General features: G+C 65.8%; 25 protein-coding genes and 1 tRNA gene. 19 read left to right on the forward strand and 7 right to left on the reverse strand.

Translation table 11 applies throughout. The annotated features are described in order from the left end of the window. Nucleotides 1-107 precede the first annotated feature (107 nt). Nucleotides 108-1463, forward strand: coding sequence for a 3-oxoacyl-ACP reductase (locus ABKS89_RS26455; RefSeq protein WP_348588242.1), 1356 nt, complete (start codon nt 108-110; stop codon nt 1461-1463). A gap of 102 nt (nt 1464-1565) precedes the next feature. Here ABKS89_RS26455 and ABKS89_RS26460 read toward each other — a convergent pair whose 3' ends face one another. After that, entirely contained in the window at nt 1566-1970 is a 405-nt protein-coding gene (locus ABKS89_RS26460; RefSeq protein ID WP_348588243.1) for an EF-hand domain-containing protein, read from the reverse strand. Between the two features lie 64 nt (nt 1971-2034). Continuing rightward, nucleotides 2035-3042 (reverse strand): AraC family transcriptional regulator, encoded by a 1008-nt coding sequence (locus tag ABKS89_RS26465; RefSeq protein WP_081520040.1) that lies wholly within the window; start codon nt 3040-3042, stop codon nt 2035-2037. Between the two features lie 205 nt (nt 3043-3247). Here ABKS89_RS26465 and ABKS89_RS26470 point away from each other — a divergent pair, with 205 nt between their 5' ends. The 9 genes from ABKS89_RS26470 to ABKS89_RS26510 all read left to right on the forward strand — a co-directional run bounded on the left by ABKS89_RS26470 (nt 3248) and on the right by ABKS89_RS26510 (nt 8576). Next, nucleotides 3248-4105, forward strand: a complete 858-nt coding sequence (locus ABKS89_RS26470; protein ID WP_138214162.1) for a MaoC family dehydratase — start codon at nt 3248-3250, stop codon at nt 4103-4105. 46 nt (nt 4106-4151) lie between these two features. Then, nucleotides 4152-4469 (forward strand): nucleotide pyrophosphohydrolase, encoded by a 318-nt coding sequence (locus ABKS89_RS26475; protein WP_017520638.1) that lies wholly within the window; start codon nt 4152-4154, stop codon nt 4467-4469. Then, nucleotides 4466-5236: a methyltransferase domain-containing protein gene (locus tag ABKS89_RS26480; protein WP_348588244.1), complete on the forward strand. Its 771-nt coding sequence runs from the start codon at nt 4466-4468 to the stop codon at nt 5234-5236. The genes ABKS89_RS26475 and ABKS89_RS26480 overlap by 4 nt, the downstream gene beginning before the upstream one ends. Before the next feature lie 53 nt (nt 5237-5289). Continuing rightward, nucleotides 5290-5871, forward strand: coding sequence for a DUF4136 domain-containing protein (locus ABKS89_RS26485; RefSeq protein WP_348588245.1), 582 nt, complete (start codon nt 5290-5292; stop codon nt 5869-5871). 122 nt (nt 5872-5993) lie between these two features. Next, on the forward strand, nt 5994-6554 hold the full coding sequence (locus ABKS89_RS26490; protein WP_017520635.1) for a DUF4136 domain-containing protein: 561 nt from the start codon (nt 5994-5996) through the stop codon (nt 6552-6554). Between the two features lie 28 nt (nt 6555-6582). Then, entirely contained in the window at nt 6583-7077 is a 495-nt protein-coding gene (locus ABKS89_RS26495; RefSeq protein ID WP_348588246.1) for a GNAT family N-acetyltransferase, read from the forward strand. Further along, nucleotides 7064-7438: a DsrE family protein gene (locus tag ABKS89_RS26500; RefSeq protein ID WP_348588247.1), complete on the forward strand. Its 375-nt coding sequence runs from the start codon at nt 7064-7066 to the stop codon at nt 7436-7438. The genes ABKS89_RS26495 and ABKS89_RS26500 overlap by 14 nt, the downstream gene beginning before the upstream one ends. Continuing rightward, on the forward strand, nt 7414-7896 hold the full coding sequence (locus tag ABKS89_RS26505; RefSeq protein WP_518301060.1) for a glycine cleavage system protein H: 483 nt from the start codon (nt 7414-7416) through the stop codon (nt 7894-7896). Before ABKS89_RS26500 ends, ABKS89_RS26505 begins: the two co-directional genes overlap by 25 nt. Further along, the gene (locus ABKS89_RS26510) at nt 7893-8576 is read left to right on the forward strand and encodes a M15 family metallopeptidase (RefSeq protein WP_348588249.1); all 684 of its coding nucleotides are present in this window, start codon (nt 7893-7895) and stop codon (nt 8574-8576) included. The genes ABKS89_RS26505 and ABKS89_RS26510 overlap by 4 nt, the downstream gene beginning before the upstream one ends. A 30-nt stretch (nt 8577-8606) precedes the next feature. Here ABKS89_RS26510 and ABKS89_RS26515 read toward each other — a convergent pair whose 3' ends face one another. Beyond that, a complete protein-coding gene (locus tag ABKS89_RS26515) occupies nt 8607-9032 on the reverse strand; it encodes a hypothetical protein (RefSeq protein WP_348588250.1) in 426 nt (141 codons plus the stop codon). Between the two features lie 241 nt (nt 9033-9273). On the opposite strand from ABKS89_RS26515, the gene ABKS89_RS26520 reads away from it, so the two are divergent. From ABKS89_RS26520 to ABKS89_RS26535, 4 genes are all read left to right on the forward strand, one after another. Continuing rightward, entirely contained in the window at nt 9274-9897 is a 624-nt protein-coding gene (locus ABKS89_RS26520) for a GrpB family protein (protein WP_348588251.1), read from the forward strand. 71 nt (nt 9898-9968) lie between these two features. Continuing rightward, a complete protein-coding gene (locus ABKS89_RS26525; protein WP_045216516.1) occupies nt 9969-10172 on the forward strand; it encodes a hypothetical protein in 204 nt (67 codons plus the stop codon). Nucleotides 10173-10255: 83 nt separating this feature from the next. Beyond that, complete coding sequence (locus ABKS89_RS26530; RefSeq protein WP_348588252.1) at nt 10256-10474, forward strand: DUF6434 domain-containing protein; 219 nt, start codon at nt 10256-10258, stop codon at nt 10472-10474. A 78-nt stretch (nt 10475-10552) separates the two neighbouring features. After that, entirely contained in the window at nt 10553-10876 is a 324-nt protein-coding gene (locus tag ABKS89_RS26535) for an excalibur calcium-binding domain-containing protein (protein ID WP_348588254.1), read from the forward strand. Between the two features lie 12 nt (nt 10877-10888). Here ABKS89_RS26535 and ABKS89_RS26540 read toward each other — a convergent pair whose 3' ends face one another. Together ABKS89_RS26540 and ABKS89_RS26545 are read right to left on the reverse strand one after the other, a co-directional pair. Further along, nucleotides 10889-11308: a hypothetical protein gene (locus tag ABKS89_RS26540; protein ID WP_348588255.1), complete on the reverse strand. Its 420-nt coding sequence runs from the start codon at nt 11306-11308 to the stop codon at nt 10889-10891. A 10-nt stretch (nt 11309-11318) separates the two neighbouring features. Continuing rightward, nucleotides 11319-11579: a DNA-binding protein gene (locus ABKS89_RS26545; protein WP_348588256.1), complete on the reverse strand. Its 261-nt coding sequence runs from the start codon at nt 11577-11579 to the stop codon at nt 11319-11321. Between the two features lie 227 nt (nt 11580-11806). Between ABKS89_RS26545 and ABKS89_RS26550 the strand changes: the two genes are divergently transcribed. Further along, nucleotides 11807-12103: a hypothetical protein gene (locus ABKS89_RS26550; RefSeq protein ID WP_348588257.1), complete on the forward strand. Its 297-nt coding sequence runs from the start codon at nt 11807-11809 to the stop codon at nt 12101-12103. Between the two features lie 233 nt (nt 12104-12336). Here ABKS89_RS26550 and ABKS89_RS26555 read toward each other — a convergent pair whose 3' ends face one another. Next, the gene (locus tag ABKS89_RS26555; protein WP_348588258.1) at nt 12337-12807 is read right to left on the reverse strand and encodes a hypothetical protein; all 471 of its coding nucleotides are present in this window, start codon (nt 12805-12807) and stop codon (nt 12337-12339) included. A 319-nt stretch (nt 12808-13126) separates the two neighbouring features. Between ABKS89_RS26555 and ABKS89_RS26560 the strand changes: the two genes are divergently transcribed. Next, entirely contained in the window at nt 13127-13363 is a 237-nt protein-coding gene (locus ABKS89_RS26560) for a type II toxin-antitoxin system ParD family antitoxin (protein ID WP_043103819.1), read from the forward strand. Beyond that, entirely contained in the window at nt 13360-13695 is a 336-nt protein-coding gene (locus ABKS89_RS26565; protein WP_348588259.1) for a type II toxin-antitoxin system RelE/ParE family toxin, read from the forward strand. Before ABKS89_RS26560 ends, ABKS89_RS26565 begins: the two co-directional genes overlap by 4 nt. 92 nt (nt 13696-13787) lie before the next feature. Here the strand turns inward: ABKS89_RS26565 and ABKS89_RS26570 are convergent. Then, a tRNA-Sec gene (locus ABKS89_RS26570) sits at nt 13788-13883 on the reverse strand. 246 nt (nt 13884-14129) lie between these two features. On the opposite strand from ABKS89_RS26570, the gene ABKS89_RS26575 reads away from it, so the two are divergent. After that, the gene (locus ABKS89_RS26575; RefSeq protein WP_348588260.1) at nt 14130-14600 is read left to right on the forward strand and encodes a hypothetical protein; all 471 of its coding nucleotides are present in this window, start codon (nt 14130-14132) and stop codon (nt 14598-14600) included. A gap of 65 nt (nt 14601-14665) precedes the next feature. Further along, on the forward strand, nt 14666-16120 hold the full coding sequence (locus tag ABKS89_RS26580; protein WP_348588261.1) for an alpha/beta hydrolase: 1455 nt from the start codon (nt 14666-14668) through the stop codon (nt 16118-16120). Nucleotides 16121-16143 lie beyond the last annotated feature (23 nt).

Below are 16143 nucleotides of genomic sequence, written 5' to 3' on the forward strand. Positions count from 1 at the left end.
TCGCATTGGCCGCCCCGCCGTTGCGCAGGTCAGCGCGGTCAATTGCGCCGAACCCGCCGCTGCGTAGAGTGGTCAGCACTTTGAGAACCTGTGCAGGAGCCCGTTCCATGACCGATCGCTACATTGCCTTCGCCAACTCCAACGTCGGCCGCCGCCTGGTCGGAGCCCTCGGCCTGCCCGCGCCGGTCCGCCTGGAGCGCTGGAGCGCCGGGCGCACGCGGCCGGTGGACGGGGCGCTGCTGCTCGGCGGCGAGGGCAACCTGAACGAGGCGGTGCTGCCCTTCGCCGAGCGCCTGACCGATGCGCTGTTCTCCTTCAGCGACGGCCAGTACGGCCTGCCACGCTGGACCGCCGAGCACGGCCCGAAGCTCAAGGCCATCGTTTTCGACGCCAGCGGCCTGACTCGCTTCGAGCAGACCCTCGAGCTGCGCACCTTCTTCCAGGGCGCCCTCAAGGGCCTGGACAAATGCCCGCATGTGGTGATCCTCGGCCGCGCGCCGGAATCCGTGAAAGACCCCATCGCCGCCAGCGTGCAACGCAGCCTGGAAGGCTTCAGCCGCTCGCTGGGCAAGGAAATCCGCCGGGGCGGCAACGTCCAACTGGTGTACGTCGGCAAGGGCGCCGAGGACCAGCTCGAAGGCGCGCTGCGCTTCTTCCTCTCGCCCAAGAGCGCCTATGTGTCCGGGCAGGTCGTGCGCCTGTCCGCCTATGACAAGCAGGTACAGGACTGGAGCCGTCCGCTGGTGGGCAAGCGCGCGCTGGTGACCGGCGCCGCCCGTGGCATCGGCGCGGCCATCGCCGAGACCCTCGCCCGTGACGGCGCCGACGTGGTGCTGCTGGACGTGCCGCCGGCCAAGGATGCCCTCGATGCGCTGGCCGCTCGCCTGGGCGGGCGTGGTGTGGCGCTGGACATCTGCGCCGCCGACGCCGGTGCTCAACTGGTGGCAGCACTCCCCGATGGCGTGGACATCGTGGTGCACAACGCCGGCATCACCCGCGACAAGACCGTCGCCAAGATGAGCGAAGCCTTCTGGAACTCAGTGATCGACGTGAACCTCAAGGCCCCGCAGGTGCTGACCCAGGCGCTGCTGGACGCCGGCAAGCTGCACGACGACGGCCGCGTGGTGCTGCTCGCCTCCATCAGCGGCATCGCCGGCAACATGGGCCAGACCAACTATGCGGTGAGCAAGGCCGGCCTGATCGGCCTGGCGCAGGCCTGGGCACCGGCGCTGGGCAAGAAGGGCATCAGCATCAACGCGGTGGCGCCGGGCTTCATCGAAACCCAGATGACCGCCGCCATCCCGCTGACCATCCGCGAAGCCGGCCGGCGCATGAACTCCATGGGCCAGGGCGGCCTGCCGCAGGACGTCGCCGAAACCGTGGCCTGGTTCGCCCAGCCGGGCTCGGGCGCGGTGAGCGGGCAGGTGCTGCGGGTCTGCGGGCAGAGCCTGCTGGGCGCCTGACCGGATTCCCCTGTAGGAGCGGGCCATGCCCGCGATCGCGCCCATGGGGCGCTCCTACAGGGTCAGCCCTGTGCCATTGCCGCAGAAACGCGGGGCGAAAGCTCAGCTTCGCGCCGCCACCAGTTCGCGAAACTCCTCCGCACTCACCCGATGATCGCCATCGCGATCCGCGCGCACGATCAGCGCCGGCTCCTGGGTCATGAATTCCACCTGGCTGACCTTGCCATCACCATCCCGGTCCGGCCAGGCAATGGCATTGGGCGAGACGTTCACGCTGGGGTTGGGCGGGGTCACTTCTTCGCGGGTGAGCAGGCCATCCTGGTTGCGGTCCAGCCGGTGGAACATGCGCACACGCATGGCGGACAGATCATCGGCCTCGATGAAGCCGCTGCCATCGCGGTCCAGACGGGAGAACGCCGTCTGCTCCATTTCCCCCGCCGCGGCTTGCTGAACGCTCAGCAGCAGGACGGTGGACAGCAGCAGGGTCTGGCGGATTCGGCTTTGCATCGGGCGTACCTTGGCGGGAGTTGACCGGCAAAGCCTAGCCAGAGGCGGACTCGAAACGGTTCGATCACTCCGCCGGCGGTTGCGGTCGGCCGCGCCGGCGGAACTCCACCGGAGTCTCGCCGACCCAGCGCTTGAAGGCGCGGTAGAAGGTGCTCGGCTCGGAGAAGCCGGTGCGCTCGACGATCACCTCGATGCGCTCGTCGGTCTTGAGCAGCAACTCCTTGGCCAGGCGGCAGCGGTAGTCGGTAACCAGGTCGTTGAAGCGCACCCCGGCCATGGCCAGGCGTTCGCGCAGGCGGCGGGCCGGCATGTCGAGACGAGCGGCGACCTGCTCCAGCGTCGCGCCGCCATCCACCAGCAGCACGCCGATCAGCTCGCGCACCTTGCGCACCAGGTCCAGCCGCTCTACTTCCGCCAGTTGCCGGCGCGCCAGGGACTCATGCATGCGCAGCAGTTCCGGCGCGGCATGGCGCGAGGGTTTCTCCAGCACCTCGGCGTCGAACACCAGCGCATAGCGATCCGCGCCCAGTACCGCCGGGCAGCCGTAGACCTCGCGGTAACGCTCGGCGGGCGCGCCTTCCTCGTGCATCAGCTGTACTTGCTGGGGCTTGAAATCGCCCTCGGTGAGCGCATGGAACAGGCGCACCACCGCACCGGCGAGCATTTCGGGGAAGTGACGGTTGGTCCCGGCGGTATGACCGAGCAGCAGCACGGCCTTCTCGCCCTCCACTTCCAGGCGGGCGTTGAGGGTGTCGGAGAGCAGGCGCACGTAGCGCAGGGCGTGGCGCAGACCTTCGCCGAAGGTGGCGCTGGAAAGGAACAGGTACTCCAGCAGCAGGCCATGGAACGCGGGCAGGTGGCCGGCCAGATAGAGGCCGACGTGCTCTTCGCCGCACTCTTCGGCGGCCGCCTTCCAGAACAGGTTCTGTGCGCTGTGGGGGAATCGTCCGGCAGGCAGGCTGCCGGCAGGCAGGCCGACGCGAGCCAGCACGCGGTCGGGGTCGGTACCGCTGGCGCGCAGGGCGTCGATCACCGGGCGCATCAGCGCCACATCGTCGGTCAGATCACGCATGGTGTTTTTTCTAGTTATCCATGAGGCGGGCCCATCTTAGGCAGCTTTCCTATCGCCCCTCAAGAGAATCAGGAACAAGCGTGCGGGAAATATCCGAGCAATCGGACGGTCACATTGACTTGCCTGCCGCGCGCCGCGTTGCCACGGCCAATGCCCGCCGGTGACCGGCGGCTAAGCTGAGTGAATATTCGTCAGGAGATACCCGATGCCCCGCGATTGGCTTGACCTGTCCGCCCCACCCGCCCTCACCGGCCTGTTCGCCCGCGCCGCCGTGCGCCGCGGCGTGCGTGGCCGCAGCCTGCCGACACGCGGCCTGCGCTGCCCGGTCACGGTCGACCCGAAGCACCTGGAGCGCTACCGCAAGGTCTGTGGCTTCGCCGACAACCACCTGCTGCCACCCACCTACCCGCACATCCTCGCCTTCGGCCTGCAGATGGGCCTGCTGACGGACGCGCGCTTCCCCTTCCCGCTGCTGGGCCTGGTGCACCTGGAAAACCGTATCAGCGTGTTGCGCCCGCTCGGCGGCCTGGGGCCGTTCAACGTCAGCGTGCGGGTGGACGACCTGCAGCCCCATGAGAAAGGCGTGACCTTCAGCATCATCACCCAGCTGCACGACCAGCTCGGGCTGCTCTGGGAAGGCGACAGCCGCATCCTGTTCCGCGGCATGCGCCTGGACGGCACGCCGCCGACCCGCGAAGAAGTGGCCGAGCTGCCGCTGGAGCAGATCGACGCCTGGAACTGCCCGGCGGACATCGGCCGGCGCTATGCCCGAGTGGCTGGCGACTACAACCCGATCCACCTGTCTGCCGCCAGCGCCAAGCTGTTCGGTTTCCCCCGCGCCATCGCCCACGGCCTGTGGAACAAGGCGCGCAGCCTGGCCGCCCTGGGCGAACGTCTGCCGATGGCCGGCTATCGGGTCGACGTGCGCTTCCAGAAGCCGGTGCTGCTGCCGTCCCAGGTCAACCTGCTGGCCAGCGAGCCGGCGCCTTCCGGGCAGTTCAGCCTGCGCGGCAAGGACGGCCTGCCGCACATGGCCGGCAGCTGGAGCCCGCTGGACGTTTGACGCGCCAGGCTTGAAGCTATGGGGCTCACGTTGGAGCCCCATCTGCATGAACCTCGAAGCCATCACCGCGCGCCTGCACGCCATCCGCGACCACAACGACTGGAGTCGCTTCCACAGCCCGAAGAACCTGGCCATGGCGGCCAGCGTGGAAATGGCCGAGCTGGTGGAAATCTTCCAGTGGCTGCGCGAGGACGAATCGCGCCAGTTGCCGCCGGAGAAGCTCGCCCACGCCGGGCAGGAAGTCGGTGACATCGTCCTTTACCTGCTGCTGATGTGCGCGGAACTGGGCATCGACATGGACCAGGCCGTGCTCGCCAAGCTGGCCGACAGCGAGCGGCGCTTCATCGAAGGGGGCGCCAAGTGAGCGACTCCCCGAAGACCGGCGACCGCCATTTCGACGAACTGGCCACGCGCTTCGCCGAGAAAATCTACGGCGGCGCCAAGGGTGCCATTCGCCTTGCCGTGCTCCAGGCGGACCTCGCCGAGGCGCTGCCCGACCGTCCGCTGCGGGTGTTGGATATCGGTGCGGGCCTGGGCCACATGTCGCTGTGGCTGGCCGGGCGCGGCCACGACGTCACCCTCGCCGAGCCCGCCGCGCCGATGCTCGAAGGCGCACGCCAGCGTTTCGAGGAAGCCGGCCTGCCAGCCACCTTCATCGCCGCGCCTTGGCAGGACCTGCTCGGCCAGCTCAACGAACCCTATGACCTGGTGATCTGCCACGCCGTGCTGGAATGGCTGGCCGAACCGCTGGCGATCCTCCCCGTGCTGCACCAGCTGACCCGCGCCGATGGCTGGCTGTCCCTGGCGTTCTACAACCGCGATGCGCTGATCTACCGCAACCTGCTCAAAGGCCACTTCCGCAAGCTGCGCAAGAACCGTTTCTCCGGCGAGGGCCAGAGCCTCACCCCGCAGGAACCGCTCGACCCGCGCGTACTCGAAGCCGCCATGGCCGGGCACTGGACCATCGAGGCGCGCAGCGGCGTGCGGGTGTTCCACGACTACATGCCGGTGGAGTTCCAGCACAAGGCCGAGCCGCTGGACCTGGTGGAGATGGAGTTGCAATACCGCCGCCATCCCGCCTTCGCCGGCCTCGGCCGCTACCTGCACTGGCTGTGCCGGCCGCAGGATTAGGTGCATAGTTGCCACTGCGCACGCCTCACCAAACCGGCGTGCGGGAGTCCGTCATGCCGCGTTACCTGTTGATCCTGCCGCTGCTCAGCGCCCTGGCTGCCTGCCAGGGCCAGAATCCCTACAGCAACACCTCGCTGCCGATCCCGCCCGCCCCCGCGCAGGCCGCCAACCCCGGCCTCGACCCCGGCAGCTACCCGGCCCCGCCGCTGGACTACGGGCGCTACCGCTCGTGGAGCTGGGCGGACGGCAGCGGCTTCGGCGGCCCGCTGCAGGACGCCGTCAGCGAAGCCCTCGACCAGCGCGGCCTGCGCCCGGCGCGCTCGAATGCCCCGGCGGACCTGAGCGTCAGCGCGCACCTCTCCAGCGAGCAACGCACCCGGCAGACCACCGACTATTACGGCGGCGGCTACTACGGCGGCTGGAACGCCCCCTGGTACGGCGGCGCTTCCTACCCCGTCACCCGCACCTACTTGGTCACCGTCAGCGTGGTGCGCATCGCCCTGTTCGACGCCCATAACCACCAGGAAATCTGGAGTGGCAGCGCCGAATACGAAAACGCCAGCAGCCAGACCGACCAGGCCCGCGCCCTGCGCGAAGCCGCGCGCAAGGCCATGGACGGTTACCCACCGGGCTGATCGCCGGCTGGCCGGAAATCCTGCCACCGATTCGTCCACTGCGACGCTGCGCAACCCCTCTGCCGCTTGCCTTTGCGCGGACTCTGCGCTTGGATGAAAGCTCTGTCAGGAGTATTCCAACCATGATCCGCCGTTTACTGCTACTGGGCCTGATGCTCGGCCTCGCCGCCTGCGAAACGACCAGCGTCAGCCGCGACTACGACACTACCCGCGACTTCTCCCGCTACCTGACCTGGAGCTGGGCGCAGCCGGCCTTCGAGTACCGCCCGGACGACCCGCGCATCAAGAGCGACCTCACCGAGCAGCGCATCAGCGACGCGATTGCCGGCGAGTTCGACCAGCGCGGCCTGCGCCAGGCACAAGGCGGCAACCCCGGCGACGTGAAGCTGCGCGCCTACCTGATCGTCGACCAGCGCCAGGACCAGGTCACCACCTACAGCGGCGGCTACTGGGGCGGTTACTGGGGAGGCTACTGGGGCCCGCCGCCCATGGCCGAGAGCCGCACCGTGACCTACAAGGTCGCGACCATCCAGGTCGACATGTTCGACGGCAAGGACGGCAAGCTGGTCTGGCGCGGCAGCGGCGAACAGATCATGCGCAGCAGCCCGCCGACGCCCGCCGAGCGCGAAGCGGCGATCCGCGAGACGGTGCAGAAGATCATCGCCCAGTACCCGCCGCACTGACCGGCCCGACCATGACACGGGAGACCGCGTGAACCAGCCTGCCCTGCAACACCGTCCCGCCCTCGCCGACGACCTCGGCGAGGTGGTCGGCTTTCCCCAGGACGCCGACGAACTCTTCTACTGCTACCCCAAGGCCAGCTGGCCGCTGACCATCGGCCAGCTCGCCGCCGCCATCGCCGAACGGCGCGGCAGCACCGTGGCGCTGCTTGATGGCCGGGTCGCCGGCTTCGCCAACTTCTACCAGTGGCAACCCCACGAGTTCTGCGCGCTGGGCAACATGATGGTCGCGCCCTGGGCGCGACGACACGGCGTAGCGCAGTACCTGATCGAGGTCATGGAGAATCTCGCCCGCGACCAGTACAAGGCGCAGGTCATGAAAGTGTCCTGCTTCAACGCCAACGCCGCCGGCCTGCTGCTTTACGCACGCCTGGGCTACAAGCCGCAGGGCATTGTCGAGCGCACCGACCCGCAAGGCCGGCGCATCGCCCTGGTCCAACTGGAGAAAGCCCTTGTCCACGCCTGAGCCCCAGCGAGTGCTGATCATCGTCAGCAGCGGCCCGAGCACCCCGGCGCGCTGCGCCGCGCCCTTCTACACCGCCACGCTGCTGGCGTGCATGGATGCCAAGGTCACCCTGTTCCTCAGCGGCGAAGGCACGCGCCTGGCCTTCCAGGACATCGCCGACACGCTCTACGCCGCCGACGATGGCGAGCCCATCAGCCACTTCATCCAGCAGGCCAAGGAAGCCGGCGCACGCCTGCTGATGTGCCGCGCACCGGGCGTGGCCATCGACGAAAGCCGGCTGATCGAGGAAGTCGACGAGATCGCCAGCGGCGGCGAGTTGGCGCGCATGATCCTCGAATACGACCGGGTGCTGACGCTGTGAAACTGCAAGGCCTGGAGTTCCCCGACGACCTGCTCTACGCCCCGGACTACAACCTCTGGCTGCGCGAGGAGGAAGGCGGCGCCGTCACCCTCGGGCTCACCGCCTACGGCTGCGCGGTCTACGGGCAGATATTCGCCTTCACCCCCAAGCGCAACGGCTGGCACATCGACTGCGACCGCAGCTTCGGCGTGGTGGAATTCGCCAAGGCCGCCTCGTCGGCGCGCAGCCCGCTGGACGGCACCGTCCTCGCCAGCAACGAAGCCGTGGTGCGCAGGCCAGGGCTGATCAACCTGGACTGCTACGGCGAAGGCTGGATGGTCCGCCTGAAGCCCGACGACTGGGCCGCCGCCCGTGGCCGCTTCCTGCATGGCGACGCCGCTCTGGAGGCCTTCGCCCAGCGCATGCACCTGGACAACTTCGACCCCGACGACGACGGGGTCCAGGCCCTGCGCCCATGAGCCGGACGGGCGCGCAGTTCACGCTGCTGCTCTGCCTGCTCATCTGCCAGCCGCTGCGCGCCGACCAACCGGCCCAGGACGGCTTCGTCTATCTCGATCAGATACTGAAATCCGCGCGCTATGACGTGCGCTACGCCGGCGCCGACAACTTCGTCGGCGAGCCCATCGACGGTTACCAGAAGGCGCGGATCATCCTCACCCGCGAGGCCGCCAGCGCCTTGGCTACGGTGGAAAAGGACGTCGCCCTGAGCGGCCTGGCGCTGAAGATCTTCGATGGCTATCGCCCGCAGCGCGCGGTGGATAACTTCCGTCGCTGGGCTGCCGTTCCACAGGACATCCGACAGAAAGCGCGCTACTACCCACAACTGGACAAGCCCGCGCTGTTCCGCGACGGCTACATCGCCAAGCACTCCGGGCACTCGCGCGGCAGCACCGTCGACCTCACGCTGGTGGAGTCGAAAACCGGGGAAGAGCTGGACATGGGCAGCCCGTTCGACTTCTTCGGGCCCATCTCCCATCACGGCACCGCGCTGGTCAGCGTGCAGCAGACGCGCAACCGCGAGACGCTGCGCCAGGCCATGCTGCGGCACGGCTTCGAGCCCTACAGCGCCGAGTGGTGGCACTACACCCTGAAGGCCGAGCCTTACCCGAAGACCTACTTCGACTTCCCGGTGCAGTGAAGGACAGCGGCCGTCCCTGGCCGTGGTGGATCAGTTGTCGTGCTGAGTGTTCTTGTGGGCCGGCTTGGTGGAGGAGATCGCCGTAGCCTTGGTCTTGCCCTGGGTATCCCTGGAGTGCGCCACGGCGGACGTCGCCTGCCCATGGCCCTTGCTGTCGTTCTTCTCGCTACCGTAGTGATTGCCGCTCAGGCCATGGTCGCGGGTCGCCTTGCCGGCGTGCTCGCCACCGTCGTTCGCGCCATTGCTGTTGCTGCCGTGGTTACCGCCGGCATCGCCCTTGCCACCACCGTGGCCACCGCCATTACCACCGCCGTTACCGCCGCCATTGCCACCACCGTGACCGCCACCGTCGCCCTTGGCATAGGCCGAACCGATCGGCGAAAGGTCGGCAGGCAGCAAGGCTGTCGTGCCGAGTGCGACTGCACAGGCTACTGCAACAACCAGGGACATTTTCATCTTGTTATCGCCTCCATGGGCGGCTCTTGGGATACCTCTATGACCCTGCCACAGGCCCCGCCGTTCGCGGCCTGCCGACGAAATGCCAGCACGCGTGTGCCAACTTTTCATCGACAGACTGTAGGAGCGCCCCATGGGCGCGATCGCGGGCATGGCCCGCTCCTACAGGTTTACTCGGAACTCCGCCCACCGGATCATTCTCCAACCCTCGCCCCCACCGCCGCACCGCTGGAGTTTCCGCATGACCCCGCAAGCCCCCGAATTCGACGGCCAGCGCTGGAGCAACGCCGAAGAAGACCGCATCGAAGTGGTCGCCGCCGATCCCCGCTGGCCCCAGCGCTTCGCCGAAGAAGCCGACGCCATCGCCCGCGCCGCCGACCTTCCCGGCCTGGGCATCGAGCACATCGGCAGCACCGCCGTGCCGGGGCTGGACGCCAAGCCGATCATCGACATCCTCCTGCTGCCACCTCCAGGCAGCGACCCGCACCAGCTGATCGAACCGCTGCAAGAGCTGGGCTACCAGTACTGGGCCGAGAACCCCGACACCTCGCGGATGTTCTTCGTCAAAGGCATGCCGCCGCTGGGCAGCGGGCGCAGCCACCACGTCCACGTCATGGACCTGAGTGACGCCTCGCGCCGCCTGCTGTTCCGCGACTGGCTGCGCACCCACCCCGACGATGCGCAGCTCTACGCCCAGGTGAAGCACGAACTGGCGAAGCGCTTCCCCACCGACCGCGACGCCTACACCGAAGGCAAGGACGAAGTCGTCGCGCAGATACTCGGCCGCGCGCTCAACCCGCCCGAGCACCACCGCGACGGCGACAAAGCCCACGGCGGAGAAATCCAGGGGCCGGACCGCCGCTGAAGAACGCCACGCGTTAATCCGCCGTTAATCCAGCCGGCCGAAGCTCGGGGCTCCCCTCAGGAGGAAGTCCCATGCTCAAGCTCTCCGTGGTCACCTTCGCCTGCTTCACCCTGGTCGGCTGCGCCGACTCCCCGCACTTCAGCCACTTCAGCGCCATCGAATCGCCGGTGCGCGAATCCTTCGGCGAAGACAATCTCGAACGCCAGCCCACCCGCGTGCGCCTGCAAAGCGACGATTACTCGGCGCAGCAACAGCGGATGATGTGGGGCCAGTGACGCCGCAACACCTCGGCAGACCGCGCCAGCGGCTGCCGATTGAGCTATAACGGGCGCTCCCCCAAGGCACAGGAATGGACACCATGGCCTTCGACTGGCACAGCGACCCGATCACCCGCCAGACCCCGCTCGACGCCCACTACCGCAACACCCAGAACGTCCGCCGCTTCATGACCCAGCATTGCGGCAACGGCTTCCAATTCGACCGCGACTTCATGGCTTGGATACGCAGCGGCGCGCCAGCGGACATGGGCGCAGTAGTGGATGAGTGGCGCCGCCGGAAAGGCCTCGCCATTGGCTGAACCCGCCGCTTGCTGCCGATGGCACGCGGGCCAGGCAGCCCGCTAGACTCCGCAGAGCACTCACCTCGGACCACCGCCATGAAGAAAGGGATCTTCCTCGCCGTTCTTGCGCTGCTCGCCTGGCAATACATGGACAACCCGAACTGGCAGTCGCGCTTCTTCCGCTCGGCGCCAACGTCCGTCAGCGCGCCCGTTGCGCCCAGCGAACCTGCCGCAGAACCCGTCGCAGCGCTTGAAAGCAAGCCGGAGCCCACGCTCAGCGTGCGTTGCGACGGCCGTAAATACTGCTCGCAGATGACATCCTGCGCGGAGGCCAAGGCTTTTTTGCGGAGTTGTCCGAACATGGAGATGGACGGCGACGGTGACGGCATTCCTTGCGAGAAACAGTGGTGCCTCATGTAGGCGAATGTCGTCCTACAAGCCACCACCCAGCCACAGCGTGAACTGACCGTCGCGCACGGCCAACGCCTGCCGCACCACGCTGTAGCGCAGCGGCAGCACGCCGCCGGTGCTGACCTTCAACCGGTCAGCCAGCGCCAGCACCTCCTCGAAGGAAGCCTCCGGCAGGTACTTGTTGAAGGAATAACTGTCGCGGCCAATCAGCACCTGCACCGCGTACACGTCCTGCCCGACCGGGTCGTAGACCAGCAGCCCCTGCAACTCGATGCCCGCCGGCAACCGGAACAGCGCCCGCACCAGCAGCAACGAAACACCGGGCGCCACCTCCGCCGTCGCCAGCGGCACCAGAAACGCATCCTCGCGAACGCCGTCCTGCCAGCGCCACAGGTCGCTCAGTTCCAGATGGTCTTCGGTGAACTGGTCCAGTCTGACCATGGCGCTCGCTTCAAGAGTCGCTGTCGTTTTCGGCAGGAGCCCCGAAGACAGGTTTGAACTGCTCCACCTGAGGCACGACGTCTCCCGTCAGCAGCCAGACGGCGTGCTGCGGATAGACCCTCAGCAGGATGCTCACCTCTTCGGTGCCCATGCGAATGATGCCTTTGCTGATGTTCTTCCAGCGCTGGTGGTTGGTATCACCCTGGAGACTCAGATACTTGGGACCCGCCAGACGAACCAGCTGGACCGCCCTGCCGAGTATTTCATCCATATCGGAAATTTCATGCAGAGTTCAATATTTACCCCAAAAGAACTTGCGGGGTAATATTTGAACTGGAAGTGAATGTCAGCCCACTAGCCATGGGTGTTATCGCTCGAATACTGAATGAATGCGTCAACAACGAAAAGCACAGCGGCCTGGGTTACTCATCGCGGGCGAAGGACGTGAATTCGTCACGGAGCCGCCAGGCTGGAATCCCCGATGCAAAGGAGAATGACATGGTTGAGTTGGACCTGACCCGAGCCGCCGAACTCATTGGCAGCTATGTCCTCGTCGAGACCGTCTGCGACTCCGAGACAATTCCCGAGCAGTACTGCATGCAATTCGTCGGGGTGGTGCCGCCCCTGGCCGGAGTGATCGAGCATCCCTACTTTCTCGTCATGGACCTACTGGTCCCGTCGAAATTTCCCGAGGAACTGTTCTGGCACAACATCCAGTCGCTGATGGTGCTCGGAGCCGAGGCGGCAAGCGTTCGCGAAGAATTGATGCCCGAAGAGGGGATCATGATCTGCTGAAAGGAATTGGCGAAAGGCAGTGAGAGCCGAACCCGTTTTTGGACTTGGTCATTGATGGTCATTATTGGCTAACACCGCAGAATCCGGGGCCTTCAGCAGGGCCATATAGGCCATTGATAGCAAGTGCGGCAAGTGATACCGACAGCTTGAGAAACTGGTGCCGAGCACACCCGAGCGATCAGATGCAGCCGCCTAAAGTGGAAGGGATAAATCCGCTGACTTTTCCTTAGCTATTAATAACCTTCACTGCAACTCTTGAGGTCGCGAAGTTCGGCGCTTTTTGGCTTGATGGACGCAAGAGTGGCCGACTCAGGAATAGTTGAGGGCAAATCACCCAAAGCCCTATCGGCCAGCCATACAAGGTGACCTTCACTGATGGCTATTTTTGCCTTGATAGGCGTCTCGCTATGGCTGCTGTGCAAGGTCACTGTCGCTGTGCCCGAGCTGTTTATCTGACCATAGACAGTAGGTTTTTTATCGTCAGCCCACCCCCAGTCTATTTTGGCTGTTCCGCGAGCTGTTCCGTAGTGGAATCCACAAATTGTTCGGCCTTCCTGGATTAGAACGAGCTTGAAGCTATCTCCTGTGGTTGAGACGGTGCCGCTGGGTGAGTACTCAATGTTCCAGGTCCCGGAGAAATCAGGTGATGCCGAGATGGGAAGGACAGGCAAGGCTGCAATAAGGAGTTTCAGGAGTTTCTTCATGATATTCCCAAACCGAATCAACGTGAGTTGGACCTATCAAAAGGTGACGTGCCTATTTTAGGCAGTATTAATTGCCGCACGCTTCGGCCATTTCCTGCGCAGTTCGCTCCGTAGGGTTCCGGCTGTTTTGTTGCCACCAGAACTGGCACTGGGATGATTTGAAACGCCTTTCCTGATTTGCGCGGGCTTGTTCTACCCGTGTCTGGGCAAGATGTTCAGCGTGCTCGATCAGGGACTTTCGTCACCTGCTCGATACCGGGGAGGATCACGAGTGCTAGTATGTTTTGGCAAATTTTGCCATTCCAGAGAGACTGGTCCCATGAGCACGATGAACATTTCCCTGCCGGATACGCTCAAGAGCTTTGTCGATGAGCAGGTCAGCCAGCGTGGTTACGGCACCAGCAGCGAGTACGTGCGCGAATTGATTCGCAAGGATCAGGATCGTCAGCGTCTGCGGGGCCTGCTGATCGCCGGAGCCGAGTCGATGCCTGCGGCACCTGCCGACGATGACTACTTCGAATCGCTCCGCACGCGGGTGCGTAAGGCCCGTGGATGAAGGCCAAGCCAGTCATTCCGCGAGCACTCGCCAATCAGGATGTTGAAGCGGCCGTCGATTACTACCTGAGTGAAGACGCCGAACAGGCTGCTCTGGGGTTTGTCGATGCCCTGGAAAAGGCATACGCCCATATCGCCCGTCACCCTGGTAGCGGCTCGGCCCGCTATGCCCATGAGCTGGACTTGCCGGGGCTGCACTGCTGGCCACTCAAGCGCTATCCCTACCTGGTGTTCTACGTCGAGCGCGACGACCACATCGACGTGTGGCGCGTCCTCCACGGCATGAACGACATCCCGTCCTGGATGCAGGCTGGCGAGGGGGCACCGCACTGAACGTGCTTCGACACTTCTTCGACACCGACGTCGAAGCGTCTTTCCGGGCTGAGCCGAAAGCCAAGAGCGACGCGGGCAGTAGACAAGGGAATTGGCGGAAGGCAGTGAGAGTCGAACTCACCCAGGAACGGCTGCCGTCCCCCACCGGGTTTGAAGCCCGGCCACGCCACCGGGCGTGATTGCCTTCCCTGGTCAGAAGCCGGCTGCGCGAATGCAGCGGCGAAAGCGGGAGCCCGGATGTTGCCATCATTGCCATGACCGATGCCAGCGCAGCGATGCCGCAGCCGGCTCCGGGTTGCCCGGTAAATCCCCCGGAGCCGAGCAATGACATTCTGGCCAATCAACATCAAAAGGCCACTTATCGGCCAGAAATAGGCGGCGGATTGACTGCCCATGCTCTACCCTCGCTAGCAGTACCCAGGGAGCTCCACGGCATGAAGCCCACTCTACCCATCCTCGATATTTCCCCACGCCTGGGCATTGGCCCGGTCTGCCTTGGCGATACGCGGGCCATGGCGCGGGACGCGCTGGCCGCCGTGGGTTTCCCGCTGGAATCGTCCAACGGGCCGACGGACTACTTCTGCCAGGCGGCGATCCAGACCGAGTGCGACGAGCAGGGGTTCATCTGGTTCATCGGCCTGTCCCAGAGCGAGCAGTACCTCGCGCGCTACCAGGGCGTGGATGTGTTTGCGCTGGCGGCCGGTGAGCTGTTCTCGCTGATCGCCTCGGCGGATGACTCCGGCGCGCACGAATTCAACGACTGCGAGTATCTGTTTCCGGGGCAGATCATCACGTTGTGGGACGCGGACGAGCAGTACGACCGCCAGGGCAACGAGACGCGCCCGGTCTGGGCTCAGGTCGGCATCGGCAACGCCGATTACGTCGAGGCGGTCTCGGCCCTTTGACCCATGAGCGGACTTTGTCGCGCCAGGGGCTCTATGCTTGTCCTGCACGCTGACAAGGGAACTCCATGCTGAACGCGAAACTCACCAGGGCGCTGCTCTGGCTGGTCATCCTCATCCTCGCCATCGCCGTGCTGGCGCTGGGACTGCGGGTCGCCGCGCTGCGCAACATTCCGCCGCTGGAGCCCTGGCACACCTGGGTGCCGGAGGACCTGCACAGCGACGCCATCGACCGCACCGATTGGGCCGGCTACCTGGCCGCCGAGGACAAGCTGATGCAGGCCATGCGCAAGGAAATGGCGGCCAGCCTGCAGCCCTTCGAGCGCGTCGCCTATAACCGCTACTTCGACCAGAGCCAGGTCTACCCCGGCCACTTCGCCACCGACTGGAATCGCTCCTACGAGATGCGTCCCGCCGGTGAAGTACGCGGCGCGGCGGTGCTGCTGCACGGGCTGACCGATTCGCCCTATAGCCTGCGCCACCTGGGCGAGCACCTGCGGCAGCAGGGTTTCGTGGTCATCGCGATCCGCATGCCGGGCCACGGCACCGTGCCGGCCGGGCTCACCGACGCGGACTGGGAAGACTGGATGGCGGCCACCCGGCTGGCCGTGCGCGAGGCCTCTGCGCAACTGCCCAAGGGCGCACCGCTGCTGATGGTGGGCTTTTCCAACGGCGGCGCGCTGGCGATGAAGTACAGCCTGGATGCGCTGGGCGACCCGGGCCTGACGATGCCGAAACAGGTAGTGCTGATCTCGCCGATGATCGGCGTCACCCGCTATGCGCAGTTCGCCGGATTCGCCGGTTTGCCGGCGTTGCTGCCGGCCTTCGCCAAGGCGGCCTGGTTGAGCGTGCTGCCGGAGTTCAACCCGTTCAAGTACAACTCCTTCCCCATCGCGGCGGCGCGCCAGACGGTGGAGCTGACCGACGCCGTGCAGGGCAGCCTGGAGAGCGCCAGCCGCAGCGGCAGCCTTGCACGCCTGCCGCCGATCCTCACCTTCCAGTCGCTCGCTGACAGCACCGTGAGCACCCCGGCAGTGATCAGCAACCTGTACGACCGGCTGCCGGACAACGGCAGCGAGCTGGTGCTGTTCGACCTCAATCGTTCGCTGAACTACGGACCGCTGCTGCGCCCGGAAATGGCCACGCTCGGCGACCGCCTGCTGCCCGAGCGCCAGCGCAACTATGACCTGACGGTGATCTCCAACAGCCCGCAGACCAGCCAGACCAGCGCCCTGCACACGCCGGCCCACAGCCAGCAGCAGGAGAGTCAGCCGCTGGCCGCCAGCTACCCGCCGGACTTGTTCTCCCTCTCTCACGTGGCACTGCCCTTCCCGCCCGACGACGCGCTCTATGGCCAGCATCCACAGGCCGGCGAAGACTTCGGCATCCACCTGGGCACCCTCACGCCCCGCGGTGAACGCGGCGTGCTGATCGTCGGGCTGGACCTGTTCCAGCGGGTGACCTCCAACCCGTTCTACGACTACCTCGTGCAACGGGTCGATCGGGTGTTGCCGTCGCGCTAACGCTTGCCCACGTCGAGCACGAC

It is taken from the genome of Pseudomonas sp. LABIM340 (genome assembly GCF_040017195.2).
GTDB lineage: Bacteria > Pseudomonadota > Gammaproteobacteria > Pseudomonadales > Pseudomonadaceae > Pseudomonas.